Origin of the sequence: Kocuria sp. WRN011, from assembly GCF_002295155.1 — a bacterium.
GTDB lineage: Bacteria > Actinomycetota > Actinomycetes > Actinomycetales > Micrococcaceae > Kocuria > Kocuria carniphila.
This window is the reverse complement of record NZ_NSGI01000005.1, coordinates 182,777-196,570: the sequence shown is the minus strand read 5'-3', so window position 1 is coordinate 196,570 and position 13,794 is coordinate 182,777. Positions and strand designations below refer to the sequence as shown.

Sequence of the window (13,794 nt, the reverse complement as noted above, 5' to 3'; positions counted from 1 at the left end):
CACCTAAAAGGTGTGGTTCCAGTATACGGGTTTCAGCCGTCCTCACCGGGTGCGTCGAGGTCGGTGCGGAACGGGACCATATCAATCTCGGTCAGGGCGAGATCCAGCAGGTTCACCGGGTCCGCGGCGTTGTCCATGCCGAGGCTGGTGAGCGCGTCGGCCAGGTGCCGGGTCAGTGCGAGGATGAGCCGCGCGGTGGCGTCGGGGTCGTTCGTGTAGGTCGGGTGAGACAGGATTGCCGTAATTGCTTCCTGATCTCGGGTCAGGTGTGCCCGCGCGAGCTTGTACGCGTCACGGTGGGCGACCAACGTCGGGTGGTACGGCGGGTACTTCGGATCTTCGTTCGGTCCGGTGTGGATAGTCATGATTAGGGTTCCTAACTTTCTGGTTGGGTTGTTGGGCGGGTCAGGCTGCGTCGAGCTTGGCGACAATCGGCCGGCGAACGTGGGCAGGGACTCCACCCCACACACCGGCCGGTTCGAGGGATGCTTTCGCGTACTGTCGGCACTCGGTCAGCAGCGGGCAGGTGCGGCACCCGGCCACGGCTCGGGCGATCGCGTGCTGGTCCTGGTCGTTGGTCCAGTCGCCGCGGTTCCGGCCTAGGCAGGGGATCTGCTCGGGACGGTCCAGGTAACCGGCGAGGTGGCGCATGAACTGCTCGTAGGCCAGCCGTGCACGCTTAGATGAAACGGGCCGAACCATCGCTCAACACCTGCCCCTCGTCGTCGTCGTTCATCTGATGCTGGGCCACGAGCGAGGTTTGCATGTTCGGGATCATTGGTTGTTCCTTTCGTTGTGCCACCGGGGTGGTGGCGTTTTTTGTTTCTGAGTCAACGGCACGTTTCCCCCTCTTTAGGGAGGGGGGAAATCGTGCTCTTAGCGTGCTCGTCCGCGGGCATGGTCCGTGCCCTTGATTCGTGCCCTTGATTCCGCGTGTTTCCGGGGTTTTTTGGGGGAAGGGCACGCGGCTGGCCTGGTCCGTGCCCTTGATTCGTGCCCTTGGCGTTTTTGGCCGCGTGCCCTTGATTCGTGCCCTTGATTCCGGCCTACTCATGGGTCACCGCGAACAGTCCTTGTCGGACGTGCCCCTTGCCCGGTCGGTAGGTGGATACGTCCTGCCCGCGGTTGTTCTTCATGGCAGCGGCGACGACCAGGTGCCCGGACTCCACGAGTTTTTCGATCTCGCGGCGTGCTTTCTGCCGCTGATTTTTCGTTGGCTTGTCGGCCTCGAATAGTCTCTCGGCAGCCATGCCCACCGTCATTCCCTGCGGTGTTTCGCTGGCCAGGGCGACAAGGTCAACCACGCCGTCTACGGTGGACCGTCCTGCCGTGTGGTCGTGGATGATGTCGAACGGGCCCACGGGTTCCATGACGGGCATGAGGTGGGATAGGCGCACCACGGGGTCACCTGCGTCTCCCCAGAGCAGCACGACGGAACCTGCACCGGAGGTGAGCCAGGTTGAGCCGTACACGTCGGCCAGGGTGTTGGGTTTCCCGCCGTTGGACCCTGCTTTTTTCTGGTGGTGGAGTTCAACGATGTCGATTCCGGCGGCGAGCACTTTCTGTCGTGCCCGGTTGTACCCGGCACCTACAGCGTCTTCGGACAGTCCTATCGCGGCGTCCTTGAGGGAGTCCACGACCACAACATCGGCGTGGTGTTCTCTTGCCATGTTGAGTAGCGCGTCAGTGTTCGCGGCGAGATCCTCGGGCGGTGGCCCTTGATGGAACACCACGTGTTCGGCGAGCGCGGCACGGTCGTGTTCTTTGAAATTTCGGGATAGCGCACGACCGATCTGCTTCGGGCGGTCCATTGCCAGGTAGAGCACTCGTTGGACGGGTTCGACGTGGTAGCCGAGCACGGCGCGGTCGAGGCCGATGAGAGCCCGTAGGAGCTGCCCCATGACGGTGGTTTTACCGACGCCGGGCGGGCCAACGATCATCAGCGCTTCGCCCTTACCCCATAGCACCTCGTCATAGTTGCCCCACCTGGCGGGCACCTTGTCGGGTTGGTCGAGGATGAATGCGGCACCGTCGGCGATGCTGCCTGCTGTGTCTTGGGTATCTGCGGCTGCGAGCAGGGCTTTAGCGTCCCGGCGGGCTCGGTATTCGTTGGCGAGCTGGGCGACGTACTTCGTGTACGCTTCGGGGTCGTTCAGGCTCTTACTGTCCGCCTCGTTGTTGGTCGGCAGGTAAGTGAGTTCCGGGTGGATGCTCATGATGCGGCCAGCTCCTTACCCGCCGAGCGGATCGTTGCGATCGCTTCGGCTTCGGCCAGTCCTGCGGCTTTGGCGGCGTCGAACAGCACTTGGGCGTGCTCTTGGGTGAGTGCCCGGTCTTTCGCGAGCTGGTACGCGGCCCAATTGAGCATGTCGTTGCGTTGGCCCACTGCTGCGGTTGCTACCTGGTGGGCGAGGGCGTTGACGCGTTTCCCGGCCCGTGACGGAAGCGCGAGCACACGTCGGGCGGGCCGCTGTGGTGCGGCCTTGGGCGCGGTGAGTGTGTTGGTGATCCATTCGGGCAGCACGGGCAGCGTTGCCGGTTCCCACAGCGGCGTGTAGGTGCCAGCGGGGAGGGTGGTGCCGGGTGCGACGACGTACCCGCCTTGGGCGCGTACGTCCACTTGCCAGCCGAGGCGCCCGCTGGCGCTGTTGCGGATCTGCTGGGCCGGTGCACGGTAGTACAGGTGCCCGCCACCGGAGGGCGTGAGCACCACGTAGGTGTGTGCCCAGCTTGAACCGTCGATGGTGTGTTCGTGCCATTGCCAGGTGAACACGTCGGCGCCGTCGAGGCAGCCGCGTTCGGTCCAGATCTGGTGCTCGGGTTTGGTCGGCTCGGCCGTGTGGCAGTCGAGGTCGATCACGACGAGGTTGGACGCGCCGGTTGCGATGCCCACCCCGGCGCCCTCGGGCCAGTTGAGCAGTTTGGCGGGCTCGGTGGTGGCGTCCTTGTATCCGCGCGAGCCGGGATAGGGGGTTTTCTTGCCCGGTTCCAACGGGAACAGGTGCCAGCCTCGTGCGGCCATAAGTAGGCGCTGCTGGGCCGGGTTGTGGCCCATGAAACCGGCCCCACCCCGGTCGTTTTGGGCGGTAGACTGTTGATACATCACTGGTCTGCTTTCACTGGTGTTTTGTCCGCGTGTGGGGCGCGGGCTGGTTGGTTGATAGAGCGGCGCAGGTTCCTACGGGTTTCCTGCGCCGCTCTTTCTGTTTGCGGTGCGGCGGGTCCGGGTCACGCGGCCGAGCCGGTCTGAGTGCGTGTGTTCTCGTCGAGCCACGCTTGAACGTCGGACTCGCGGTAGAGGACACGGCGACCGGCCTTGGTGAACGCCGGTCCCCTGCCTTGGAATCGGAGTTGCGCGAGGTTGCCTACCGTGGTGTGGAGGTACTCGGCCAGTTCCGTGGGGGTCAGGAGCTTGTCGGTCATTGGTTTCAACCTTTCAGGGTTATAAATTTCTGTGTGCTTCAAGCATGGACTGCAATTCTGTCTAATGTCAAGCGACTAGATTTCCTGTACCCTGAGGTCATGGATCAACCCGAACCGATGCGTGCCGTGATTGGCCGGAACGTTCAACAACTGCGCAAGGCGCAGGGCATGACGGCGGAGGAACTCGGCCGGCGAGCTCGTAAACGCGGCCTGAATTGGGCCACCTCGCGGGTGTCGGACCTTGAGAACGGGCGCAAACCCGTCAGCCTCGCCGAGATGCTGGTACTGGCCCAGGTGCTCAATGACGGGCCAGGGGTGGCACTGGCGGATCTGCTCGCCGGCGCAGATTCCGTGGAGGTCACAGACACGTTCCATATCCCTGGGGAGGATCTTCACCGTGCGCTGTCTGGTGGGCAGGTGAACATCTACCCGAACGGCAAGAACCGCCACGATGCACGGGAACGCCATTTCGCGCGACTGGACCACGTCAATCAGGCGTTCGATTACCTCGGGCTCGATGATTGGGAGCTACTAGAGCGCGGTAGCGAGGCAACCACCGGAGCAGCCGAGGACAAGGCCGCGAAATCACTCGACGTCCCCCGGCTGGTGGTCGACCTCGCAGCGCAATCATTGTGGGGCCAATCGCTGACGGAACGGCGTGACTCACTCGTGAGCGCGGATAGCACACCTCAAGCTCGAGGCCACGTCACCCGCTCGCTTATTGCCGAACTCGGCAAATACATCAAGGATCGTCATGGCGACGATTGAGGCGTACGAAACGAGATCCGGCCGGCGATACCGGGTGCGCTACCGGACACCGGACCGCCGGCAAACAGACAAACGCGGGTTCACCACGAAACGTGACGCCGAACGGTTCGCTCGCACCGTGGAAGTCTCGAAAGACCGCGGCGAGTACATCGACCCGGCAGACTCACGGGTGACCGTCGGCGAGCTCGGCACGGTCTGGATAAACAACCGGACCAACCTCAAGCCGTCCACGTTCCGCACCACCGAGTCAGCGTGGAGGATTCACGTTGAACCGCGCTGGGGTCAAACCCTGGTGTCCGCGGTGCGGTTCTCCGACGTCGAGACGTGGGTGAGTGAGCTATCTGCGGGCAAATCGGCCACAACGGTGCTGCGTGCCCACGGTGTGCTGTTGTCGATCCTCGCCGGTGCTGTGCGTGACCGGCGGATCTTGTCGAACCCGGCCGAGGGCGTCCCACTGCCACGAAAACGCCGCAAGGAACACATCTACCTCTCGCACGAGCAGCTCCACTCTCTCGCGGACGCTGCAGGGGTCCACCGGACGTTGATTCTCGTGCTCGGGTACACCGGGCTGCGGTGGGGCGAAATGGCCGGCCTACGAGTGAAGGACGCGGACCTTACCCGGCGCCGGCTGCACGTGGAACGTAACGCCGTCGAGGTCGGTTCACGTGTGGAGGTCGGCACCCCGAAAAGTCACAAACGCCGCTCGGTGCCGCTGCCCGCGTTCATGGTCCCGTTGGTGGCCCAACAAGCAGCAGGGAAAGGCCCGGATGAGATCCTGTTTCCGAGCAGCACGGGCGGGTTCATCAAACGGCCCAGCTTGAAAGGCCCAGCAGCGACCGCGCTCACGAGCAACAAACACTCATGGTTCACGTCCGCGCTCAAACGCGCCGAGCTGGACTACATGACGTTGCACGATCTGCGGCACACCGCGGCGTCTCTCGCGGTCTCGGCCGGGGCGAACGTGAAAGCGGTTCAACGCATGTTGGGCCACGCTTCTGCGGCCATGACGTTGGACGTGTACGCGGACCTATTCGACGACGATTTGGACGCCGTGGGTGCGGCTCTCGATCAGGCTGTTTCAGCCTCAGGTGTGGGCAAAATGTGGGCAGACGCAGCCTAGGTGGGCATGAAAAAGGCCCGTAAACCCCGGTATTCCGGCGATCTACGGGCCTTTCAGTGCGTGCGCCCTGTGGGGCTCGAACCCACGACCCATGGATTAAAAGTCCACTGCTCTACCAACTGAGCTAAAGGCGCGTGCCCCGCAACGGCGAACCGGAAACGGAGCACCGCTACTCTACCGCAGGCTCAGCACTTTTCCACTTTCGGCACCCACCGCACGAAGCACTGCTTGGCACCTCTGCTCGGTTCGATCGTCATCCGCGACGGCGCGGTTCGCGGCGTGGCTAACCTGGGCACGTGGAGAACATGTGGTGGTTCGCGGCGGGCCTGCTGGCCATGACTCTGTTGGCGATTCTGATACAACGGCAGGCCGGTGTCAGGCTCGGGGTCCAGCCACTCGTGGCGGTGATCCGGGCCGCCGTGCAACTGGCGGTAATCGCCCTGATCCTGCGCGGAGTACTGGCCCTGCCGTGGCTGGTTCTGGCGTTCGTCCTACTAATGCTCTCCACCGCCTCGTGGACCTCGTTCACCAGGTTGAAGGGGATCCCGGACGCAAGGAAAGCCGTGGTCACCGGCATCTTCGTGGGAGCGCTGATCACGATCGGTTTGATCTTCGGTATGCGCCTGGTCGAGTGGGAAGTGGCCAACGTGGTGGCGGTGGCCGGCATCGTGATCGGCAATACGATGAGCGCGGCAACCCTGACCGGACGGAACTTCGAACGCTCCACGGTGGCTCGTCGCGGGGAGATCGAGGCCTGGTTGTCATTGGGTGCCACCTCTCGAATCGCTTACCAGGCCGTAGCTCAGGAATCGATGAAGGAATCCCTGATCCCCAACATCGACCAGACCCGCGCGACCGGTTTGGTCACTCTTCCCGGCGCATTTGTGGGAGCCTTGTTGGGAGGCGCATCCCCCACTCAAGCGGCCATGCTGCAACTGGTGGTGCTCGTGGGGATTCTGCTGACCCAATCCATCTGTTCGTCCGTGGTGATCCGTGTGCTGTCCGGTTCGCCCGTGGTCCCGCAAGAGGTACGTACTTCATGAGCACCGTTCCCAAAACCAAGTTGGGCCCTTCCGTCATCACCGAGTACCTGCAACGGGTGGTGGAGGACCTTCGAGAGGTTGAGGGCGGGGCCGTCAAGGACTCCATTCCCGCGCTGGCCAATGCCGATCCCCATCCGATCGGGATCGCAGTGGCCACCGTGGACGGCGCCATTTATCAGGCCGGTGACTCCAAGCAGGAATTCTGCATTCAGTCGATCTCCAAGGCCTTCACCTATGCACAGGCACTCACGGACCGCGGCATGGACGGGGTGTTCGAGAAGATCGATGTGGAGCCCAGCGGTGACGCGTTCAATGAGATCTCCCTCCAGCCTGAAACGGGCCGTCCGGCGAACCCCATGATCAACGCCGGCGCGATCGCGGCAACGTCCCTGGTCAAGAACACCGCCCACGGCACCCGGCGTGAGCGCATCCTGCGTCTGTATTCCCGGTTGGCCGGTCGCCAACTGCGCATCAACAAGACCATCCACGCTCAGGAACACCGCTCCGGGGATCGCAACCGCGCGCTCGGCTGGTTGTTGTCCTCCCGCGACATCATCGAGGGGGACCCCACCGATGCGCTGGAGGACTACTTCGCGCAGTGTTCGGTCATGCTCAACTGTGTCGACCTCGCACGGATGGGTGCCACGCTCGCGGCAGGCGGCGTCAATCCCCTGTCGGGTGAACGCGTGCTCGACACCCAGGTGGTCTCCGACGTGTTGTCCGTGATGTACACGTGCGGCATGTACGACGACGCCGGCCGCTGGGCCTTGAAGGTCGGGTTGCCCGCCAAATCCGGCGTGGCCGGCGGGATCATCGCGGTACTGCCCGGGCAGTTGGCCGTAGCCGTGTTCTCACCCCCACTGGATCAGCACGGCAACTCCGTGCGTGGCGTTGCAGCGTGCGAACGCCTGACCCAGGACCTGGACCTGCACTTCGCCCGCACCGAACGCAACGGGCACTCCACGGTGCGTTCGGAGTACTACCTCTCCGAGGCGCCGTCGTTGATGCGCCGCAACGATGCGGCCAACGAGGTCCTCGAGGAACACGGCGAGGACGTGCGGATCGTCGAGCTCCAGGGTGACTTGCGCTTCGCCGGTGCCGAAACTGCGATTCGGACCATCCGCGAGGCCGCACGGGAGTGCACCTACGTCCTAGTTGACATCAGGCAGGTCGATGACCTGGCCCGATACGTCATGCCACTTCTGGGACGCACCTCCGAACAGCTGGAGAACGCGCAACGCCACCTGGCGATCATTGCCGAAAAGGGATCTGAGCACACCCAGGACCTGGATCACCCGGTCACGGTGTTTCCCACCCGTGCCGAGGCCCTGACCTGGGCCGAGGACCGGATTCTCGAGAAGTTCGGCGGCCCGGAGTGCATGCCGGACAAGGTCCATTCCACGGATTCGGACCTGCTCAGCTCGCTCTCCGACGACGACGTCGCAGAAATCCGCTCCAAGACCACTCGCGTGGAATGGCCGGCCGGCACCACGGTGCTCCGGGCCGGCCAGCGTTTCGAGGGCGTGTACATGGTGGTCTCCGGCAACGTGGAGATCACCCGCCGCTCCCCCACGGGTGAACGGGTCGAGTTGGAGGTCCTCGGTCCGGGTAAGAGTTTCGGTGAGGTGGCCCTGGGCACGGATTCCCGTCACATGGTCAGCTTCACGACCCTCACGGACGTGATCGCCCGCAAGCTGCCCCCGGAGGCCGTGGACGAGATCGAAAAAACACACCCCGAACTCGCGCTGCGTTGGTGGCGCGCCGTCTCCACTCACGCGATGCGCCGCATCGAGGAACGCTGGCGGCAACAGGCCGGGGAAACCCACACCGCCGACTGATCACGGGCGTAGGCTGGAGCGCATGAATGAACCGCGCCAGCACCATTCACCCGTGAAGTTCTCGCCAGAGCAGTTCGACGCCCACGAGGGCGGAACGGATCCTGCGCGGGTCTCGGAGGCCGCGCACCTCGCCGCTCACGCGTTGGTGTCCCGGGGCCGTGAGGCGGATGATCCAGAGGTTCATCAGCGCTTGGTTCAGCTCACCGACGAGCAGGGACTGGAAGGCATCGCCGAGCTCTGGGCGCAGGCACCGGCGGTCTCGCTTCCCGGGGCCCTGTGGCGGTTGTACGCACTGCGCGCGGCCGCCCGCACGGACCCGCACCGCATGGGCCGCTGGTTCGCGGCGGGCAAGGGCACGGCGCAAGTCTCGGATGTGGTGGCCGGGGTGGCGGGCCTTCCCGGGGCCGAGGAAATTTGCCAGGTCGCGGACACCATTTTGTCCGGTGCGTTCAACGGCGATTTCGACGTCGCTCTGGAGCGGTTCGCTGCCTTCTGTCGCGTCATTGCGCTGGGCCAGGAACGCACCCAGGACATCCCGAGCCTTGCCGTCCGACACGCGGACCAGCGGATTCCGAGGCTGTCCCGCACGGCCAACGAACTGGACGCCGCCGCGAAGGCCTGGCGAATCGGGGCATTGGATTAGCCCCCCGCGCAGGGTTTAGCATGGATGACAGGTGTCGGGCCGTGGCAGCCCCGGGCTCCATCATTTAGCCGCTACGAGCGGCCTTCCGCCGAGAGGCGCTCCCGGTCCGGCACCCCTTCTTCCCGGCTCGTTCTGACCGGCGATCCTTGGGCCCGACAACGTGCCAGCCATGTCTCCGTGCGTCCGTTCTGTTCACCTACTACGGGTACAGTGAGGGCGAAAATTCACTTGGATGACACATAAAGGATGGGCGCACGCATGGCCTTTCGGATCTTCCCCGAAGACGAACGGGTGATTGAACTTCTGGTTCACATGTCCCAGTGCGTCACCACATGCGTAGACCTGTTGGCCGAACACATCAGCGCCACCGACGAGCGCCGCCAAGAAACGTTGCAAGCTCTCCTGGACGCCGAGGACGAGTGCTCCAACCTGTACTTCTCCCTGATGACCACGACCCGCTCTTCGTACGTGGTGCCCATCCCCCGCCAGGACCTGTACATCCTGGGCCAGTGGATCTTGAAGTCCGTTGAAGCCTTGGTGGCGTGCGCCGAGACCCAGGAGCTTTATCAGATCGGGCGCCCCACCTCCTACGCCACGGAACAGCTGAACATCATCCGGCTGATGGCCGAGATGACCACGAAAGCCATGGGCCGGCTGGCCACCCTGGACGAACTCGACGATTACTGGTTCGAGATGATCCGCCTGTCGCGCCAGTCCGAACGGACCCACCGCACCTACCGTGCGGCGCTGCTGGACAAGCACAAGGCACCCCATGCGCTACGCCGCATGGACGCCGCCGGAAGTATCCTGGACGCGGCCCGCGCGCTGTCACACGTGTCCGCCGAGGTCGGCCGAGTACTCGTCGCGGAATCCTGATAGCCCATGGCAGAAATCCTCTTGGTCGTCGGCCTTGTGCTGGCCGTCGCATTCACGGTGGTCAACGGCTTTCACGACGCCTCCAACGCGAACGCCCTACCCGTCCGATTCAATGCCCTCACCCCGCGGGTAGCCGTATGCATGGGCGCCGTGTTCAACCTGGCCGGCGCGCTGACCGTTGGTCTGGTCCTCACGCAGTTGATCCCGTTCGACATTCCCATCCCCATCAGCATGGTGGGAACGGTCGTCATTATTTGCACCCTGATCACCGCGGTGGCCTGGGACCTGCTCACCTGGTGGTGGGCCATGCCGTCCTCGTCCACCGCAGCCATGAGCGGTGGCGTGATCGGCGCACTGGTGGGTGCCCACGCCGTCGGATTGGTTCAGGACCTGGCCGTCGACAGTTTCACGATCTGGCGGCTTGCTCTGCCGATCGTTGTGGCGCCTGCCATCGCCTTCGTTCTGGCGCAGCTGCTGGTCTTCCTGGCCGTATACCTGGTTCGACATGAAGCACCCGGGGTGGTGAAGAGCCGTTCCGCCGTGGTCCAGGCAACCGGGGCGGCCGCCATCCACTTCGGCCACGGTATCCAGCACGGCCGCCGGGCCATCTGGATTTTCGTGGTCCTGCTCATGTGCTACGGAACGTTCATCCCCATCTCTCACATCCCGTGGTGGATCCCGCTGCTCGTGGGAGTGTGCCTCGGTGCGGGCACCTTGCTGGGCGGTTGGCGGATTGCCTACACCCTCTCCTCCCGTGTCGTGAACCTGGACCCCCTCCGCGGTGCCGTGGCCCAAACGGTTGCGGGCACGCTGCTCTTCGTCGGTGGTTTCCTGGTCCCGCTACCCATGTCCACGTCCCAGACCAGCACTGCCGCAATCCTCGGCGCGGGTTCCGGTCAGCGCTTCCGAACCGTCTACCACCGCACCCTGGTCCAGGTGCTCCTGACCTGGGCCGGTACGGTCCCGGCCTGCGCCTTGGTGTCCATCATCTTGTTCCTGGCCGCCTCGCCGCTTCTGCAGCTGGCTTCTTAGCCAACGACGCCGCCGCGTTCGCCGGACCCAGCGTGGGGAACCGGCGCGCGCGGCGGCGTCGTCGTGAGTCAGGAGGCGCGAGAAACGCTACCGATCAGCCGAAGCGGCCGGAGACGTAGTCCTCGGTCTCCTTCTTCTGCGGGTTGTTGAAGATCTCCGTGGTGGGGGCGTACTCGATGAGCTTGCCGGGCTTGCCGGTGCCCTCGATGTTGAAGAACGCGGTGCGGTCTGACACGCGCGATGCCTGCTGCATGTTGTGCGTCACGATCACCACGGTGTAATCCGTCTTGAGCTCGTTGATGAGGTCCTCGATGGCCAGAGTGGAGATGGGGTCCAGCGCGGAGCAGGGCTCATCCATGAGGATCACGTCCGGCTTCACGGCAATGGCGCGCGCAATGCACAGACGCTGCTGCTGCCCACCGGACAGACCCGAGCCCGGCTTGTTCAGACGGTCCTTGACCTCGTTCCAGAGGTTGGCACCGCGCAGCGAGGATTCGACCAGCTCATCCGCGGCCTTGGAAGAGATGCGCTTGTTGTTGAGCTTCACACCCGCCAGCACGTTGTCGCGAATGGACATGGTGGGGAACGGGTTGGGGCGCTGGAAGACCATACCGATCATGGAACGCACCGTGACCGGGTCCACGCCCTTGCCGTACAGGTCGTCACCGTCAAGCAGCACCTTCCCCTTGGCGTACGCGCCGGGGATGACCTCGTGCATGCGGTTGAGCGTGCGCAGGAAGGTGGACTTACCGCAGCCGGAGGGGCCGATGAATGCGGTCACGGACCGCGCTTCAATGTTGATGTTGACGTCCTCGACGGCCAGGAAGTCGCCGTAGTAAACGTTCAGGTCTTCAACGTCGATTCGTTTCGACATGGTGTGGATTCCTTAGGACTCGTGACTCGATGGATGCTTAGCGGCCGGCCGTCTTAGGCGCGAAGGCCTTGGCGATCAGTCGGGCAAGAAGGTTGAGCAGCATCACGATCGCGATCAGGATCAGTGCCGCGGCCCAGGCCCGCTGCAGTGAGGGGTCGGGGTTGGTGGGCGAGGTGGGTGTCATGATCTGGTAGTAAATGTACGTGGGCAGCGTGGTCATCCAGCCGGAGAACGAGTTCCAGTTGATGGCCGTTGCAAAGCCCGCGGTTACCAGCAGCGGAGCGGTCTCACCGATCACGCGGGCAATAGCCAGCGTAACGCCGGAGGCGATACCGGAGATCGCGGTGGGGATGACCACCTTGAGGATGGTGCGCCACTTCCGCACGCCCAGCGCGTAGGAGGCCTCGCGCAGTTCGTTGGGAACGATGCGCAGCATTTCCTCGGTGTTCTTCACGACCGTGGGGATCATGAGCACGGTCAAGGCGACCGCGGCCACGAAACCGGTACGGGTGGACGGACCGAAGATCATGCCGAACAACGCCGCGGCGAACAGACCGGCCACGATGGACGGGATACCGGTCATGACGTCCACGAAGAACGTAATGGCCTTACCCAACCAACCGTTGTTGGAGTACTCCACCAGGTAGATCGCGGTCAGCAGGCCAATGGGCACGGACATCAGCGTGGCCCAGAAGGTGATGGACACCGTACCCACGATCGCGTGGTAGGCACCGCCCACGACATCTCCGGGAGCTTCCGCGAAGTTGTCCTGCGCGCCGGTCACACCGTTCATGGACGTGAGCAGAAGGTTGGACGTCAGGCCGGGGATACCGTTGGCCAGCACCGTGTAGATCACCGAGATCAGCGGGATCACGGCCAGGATGAACGCGGTGTAGACCAGGAAGGTCATGAGTGAGTCGGAACCGGCGCGCGAACCCTCGATCGCGCCGATCAACAGCGGGCCCACAACCAGGAACACGAGGGCGGCGAAGATCGCCCAGGTGGCAATGTTGAAGCCGATGAGCGCGGAAATCGCGGCACCCACCACAATGGCACCCACACCGATCACGGGGATGAGCCACTTGGGGCGCTGACCGCGAGTCAGTCGAGACTCGCGCACGGGAGAAGTACCGGGCTTAGTCGTAGTCGTTGACATCAGTTAGCTCCCGAGAATTCCTTGTAGCGGGCAATGATGGCGCGAGCGATCATGTTCACCACCAGGGTGATCAGGAACAGCACCAGACCAGCGGCAATCAGCTCGGACAACCGCAGACCGTAAGCCTCCGGGAAGTTCAGGGCGATTTCGGCGGCGATCGTCTGGTTACCGGACTTGATCAGCGAAGCGATCATGGGGCCCGAGGACAAAACCAGGGCCACGGCCATGGTCTCGCCCAGTGCTCGACCCAGGGCCAACATCACGGAAGAGATGATGCCCGGTCGTGCGAAGGGCAGCACCGACATCCGGATCATTTCCCAGCGAGTGGCACCCAACGCCAGGGCTGCTTCTTCGTGCAGCTTGGGCGTCTGGGTGAAGATCTCCCGGGACATGGACGTGATGATGGGGAGGATCATGATGGCCAGCACCACGCCGGCGGTCATCATGGTCTTACCGGTTTGGGACGCGGGGCCGGCGAAGATCGGGATGAAGCCGAGGTTCTCGGCCAGCCAGTTGTAGAACGGCACCAGCGCCGGAGCCAGCACCGTGGCACCCCATGCGCCGTAGATCACGGAGGGAATGGCCGCCAGCAGGTCGATCACGTATCCGACCGACTTGGAGATTCGGGCGGGTGCGTAGTGGGAGATGTAGAGGGCCACCAGGATGCCGATGGGCGTGGCGATCAGCAGCGCAATGATGGCTGCGATCAACGTGCCGAGCACGAGGGGCCAAATGTATGAGAAGAATCCTTCTCCGCCGGTGATCTCGTCGGCCGGAGCCGCGAACGTGGGCAGCGCCTGCAACAGCAGGAACAGTGCCACGGCCGCGAGCACGGCGAAGATCAAGATGCCCGCTGCGAGACTCAATCCTGAGAAAATTGAGTCACCCGCGCGACCGGCCGCGGAGTTCTTGGTCCCCGGCTTCTGTGCGCTCGCTGTGGTGGACATGTACAGAGTCCCTTCAGATCATGGTCAGTTCGCGTGCCTGGGCAACCTACCATCCATTGTCAGGACGGAAGAGA

At 63.8% G+C, this 13,794-nt stretch carries 15 protein-coding genes and 1 tRNA gene; 7 read left to right on the top strand and 9 right to left on the bottom strand.

The genetic code is table 11. The features are described 5' to 3' along the window. Positions 1-32 precede the first annotated feature (32 nt). The 5 genes from CKW39_RS08660 to CKW39_RS08640 all read right to left on the bottom strand — a co-directional run bounded on the left by CKW39_RS08660 (position 33) and on the right by CKW39_RS08640 (position 3,423). Positions 33-365: a hypothetical protein gene (locus CKW39_RS08660; RefSeq protein WP_095797730.1), complete on the bottom strand. Its 333-nt coding sequence runs from the start codon at positions 363-365 to the stop codon at positions 33-35. A 40-nt stretch (positions 366-405) separates the two neighbouring features. Beyond that, a complete protein-coding gene (locus CKW39_RS08655; protein ID WP_095797729.1) occupies positions 406-702 on the bottom strand; it encodes a WhiB family transcriptional regulator in 297 nt (98 codons plus the stop codon). A 344-nt stretch (positions 703-1,046) separates the two neighbouring features. Then, complete coding sequence (locus CKW39_RS08650; protein WP_095797728.1) at positions 1,047-2,216, bottom strand: AAA family ATPase; 1,170 nt, start codon at positions 2,214-2,216, stop codon at positions 1,047-1,049. Then, positions 2,213-3,055 (bottom strand): bifunctional DNA primase/polymerase, encoded by an 843-nt coding sequence (locus tag CKW39_RS08645; protein WP_158222924.1) that lies wholly within the window; start codon positions 3,053-3,055, stop codon positions 2,213-2,215. The genes CKW39_RS08650 and CKW39_RS08645 overlap by 4 nt, the downstream gene beginning before the upstream one ends. A gap of 173 nt (positions 3,056-3,228) precedes the next feature. Further along, positions 3,229-3,423, bottom strand: coding sequence for an AlpA family transcriptional regulator (locus CKW39_RS08640; RefSeq protein ID WP_095797726.1), 195 nt, complete (start codon positions 3,421-3,423; stop codon positions 3,229-3,231). Between the two features lie 99 nt (positions 3,424-3,522). Between CKW39_RS08640 and CKW39_RS08635 the strand changes: the two genes are divergently transcribed. Together CKW39_RS08635 and CKW39_RS08630 are read left to right on the top strand one after the other, a co-directional pair. Further along, positions 3,523-4,191 (top strand): helix-turn-helix domain-containing protein, encoded by a 669-nt coding sequence (locus tag CKW39_RS08635; RefSeq protein ID WP_095797725.1) that lies wholly within the window; start codon positions 3,523-3,525, stop codon positions 4,189-4,191. Then, positions 4,178-5,311, top strand: coding sequence for a site-specific integrase (locus CKW39_RS08630; protein WP_095797724.1), 1,134 nt, complete (start codon positions 4,178-4,180; stop codon positions 5,309-5,311). The genes CKW39_RS08635 and CKW39_RS08630 overlap by 14 nt, the downstream gene beginning before the upstream one ends. 61 nt (positions 5,312-5,372) lie before the next feature. Here the strand turns inward: CKW39_RS08630 and CKW39_RS08625 are convergent. After that, positions 5,373-5,445 (bottom strand) — tRNA-Lys (locus tag CKW39_RS08625). Between the two features lie 171 nt (positions 5,446-5,616). Between CKW39_RS08625 and CKW39_RS08620 the strand changes: the two genes are divergently transcribed. The 5 genes from CKW39_RS08620 (at position 5,617) to CKW39_RS08600 (ending at position 10,743) form a co-directional block, all read left to right on the top strand. After that, positions 5,617-6,354 carry an ABC transporter permease gene (locus CKW39_RS08620; protein WP_095797723.1) on the top strand — a complete coding sequence of 246 codons (738 nt, stop codon included), beginning with the start codon at positions 5,617-5,619 and terminating at the stop codon, positions 6,352-6,354. Further along, on the top strand, positions 6,351-8,192 hold the full coding sequence (gene glsA, locus CKW39_RS08615) for a glutaminase A (RefSeq protein WP_095797722.1): 1,842 nt from the start codon (positions 6,351-6,353) through the stop codon (positions 8,190-8,192). Before CKW39_RS08620 ends, glsA begins: the two co-directional genes overlap by 4 nt. A gap of 22 nt (positions 8,193-8,214) precedes the next feature. After that, on the top strand, positions 8,215-8,835 hold the full coding sequence (locus CKW39_RS08610; protein ID WP_095797721.1) for a hypothetical protein: 621 nt from the start codon (positions 8,215-8,217) through the stop codon (positions 8,833-8,835). 258 nt (positions 8,836-9,093) lie between these two features. Beyond that, a complete protein-coding gene (locus CKW39_RS08605; RefSeq protein WP_095797720.1) occupies positions 9,094-9,711 on the top strand; it encodes a DUF47 domain-containing protein in 618 nt (205 codons plus the stop codon). A gap of 6 nt (positions 9,712-9,717) precedes the next feature. Beyond that, on the top strand, positions 9,718-10,743 hold the full coding sequence (locus tag CKW39_RS08600; protein WP_095797719.1) for an inorganic phosphate transporter: 1,026 nt from the start codon (positions 9,718-9,720) through the stop codon (positions 10,741-10,743). 94 nt (positions 10,744-10,837) lie between these two features. Here the strand turns inward: CKW39_RS08600 and pstB are convergent, their stop codons facing one another. The 3 genes from pstB to pstC are packed head-to-tail and all read right to left on the bottom strand — an operon-like array spanning position 10,838 to position 13,720. Beyond that, positions 10,838-11,617, bottom strand: a complete 780-nt coding sequence (pstB, locus tag CKW39_RS08595) for a phosphate ABC transporter ATP-binding protein PstB (protein ID WP_095797718.1) — start codon at positions 11,615-11,617, stop codon at positions 10,838-10,840. Between the two features lie 37 nt (positions 11,618-11,654). Further along, complete coding sequence (gene pstA, locus CKW39_RS08590; protein ID WP_095797717.1) at positions 11,655-12,773, bottom strand: phosphate ABC transporter permease PstA; 1,119 nt, start codon at positions 12,771-12,773, stop codon at positions 11,655-11,657. Next, positions 12,773-13,720, bottom strand: coding sequence for a phosphate ABC transporter permease subunit PstC (gene pstC / locus CKW39_RS08585; protein WP_095797716.1), 948 nt, complete (start codon positions 13,718-13,720; stop codon positions 12,773-12,775). The genes pstA and pstC overlap by 1 nt, the downstream gene beginning before the upstream one ends. Between the last annotated feature and the right edge of the window lie 74 nt (positions 13,721-13,794).

Bases quoted from the DNA above. Each gene is read 5' to 3' on its own strand.
- CKW39_RS08660 (WP_095797730.1), bottom strand. From the start codon at position 365: ATGACTATCCACACCGGACCGAACGAAGATCCGAAGTACCCGCCGTAC.
- CKW39_RS08655 (WP_095797729.1), bottom strand. From the start codon at position 702: ATGGTTCGGCCCGTTTCATCTAAGCGTGCACGGCTGGCCTACGAGCAG.
- CKW39_RS08650 (WP_095797728.1), bottom strand. From the start codon at position 2,216: ATGAGCATCCACCCGGAACTCACTTACCTGCCGACCAACAACGAGGCG.
- CKW39_RS08645 (WP_158222924.1), bottom strand. From the start codon at position 3,055: ATGGGCCACAACCCGGCCCAGCAGCGCCTACTTATGGCCGCACGAGGC.
- CKW39_RS08640 (WP_095797726.1), bottom strand. From the start codon at position 3,423: ATGACCGACAAGCTCCTGACCCCCACGGAACTGGCCGAGTACCTCCAC.
- CKW39_RS08635 (WP_095797725.1), top strand. From the start codon at position 3,523: ATGGATCAACCCGAACCGATGCGTGCCGTGATTGGCCGGAACGTTCAA.
- CKW39_RS08630 (WP_095797724.1), top strand. From the start codon at position 4,178: ATGGCGACGATTGAGGCGTACGAAACGAGATCCGGCCGGCGATACCGG.
- CKW39_RS08620 (WP_095797723.1), top strand. From the start codon at position 5,617: ATGTGGTGGTTCGCGGCGGGCCTGCTGGCCATGACTCTGTTGGCGATT.
- glsA (WP_095797722.1), top strand. From the start codon at position 6,351: ATGAGCACCGTTCCCAAAACCAAGTTGGGCCCTTCCGTCATCACCGAG.
- CKW39_RS08610 (WP_095797721.1), top strand. From the start codon at position 8,215: ATGAATGAACCGCGCCAGCACCATTCACCCGTGAAGTTCTCGCCAGAG.
- CKW39_RS08605 (WP_095797720.1), top strand. From the start codon at position 9,094: ATGGCCTTTCGGATCTTCCCCGAAGACGAACGGGTGATTGAACTTCTG.
- CKW39_RS08600 (WP_095797719.1), top strand. From the start codon at position 9,718: ATGGCAGAAATCCTCTTGGTCGTCGGCCTTGTGCTGGCCGTCGCATTC.
- pstB (WP_095797718.1), bottom strand. From the start codon at position 11,617: ATGTCGAAACGAATCGACGTTGAAGACCTGAACGTTTACTACGGCGAC.
- pstA (WP_095797717.1), bottom strand. From the start codon at position 12,773: ATGTCAACGACTACGACTAAGCCCGGTACTTCTCCCGTGCGCGAGTCT.
- pstC (WP_095797716.1), bottom strand. From the start codon at position 13,720: ATGTCCACCACAGCGAGCGCACAGAAGCCGGGGACCAAGAACTCCGCG.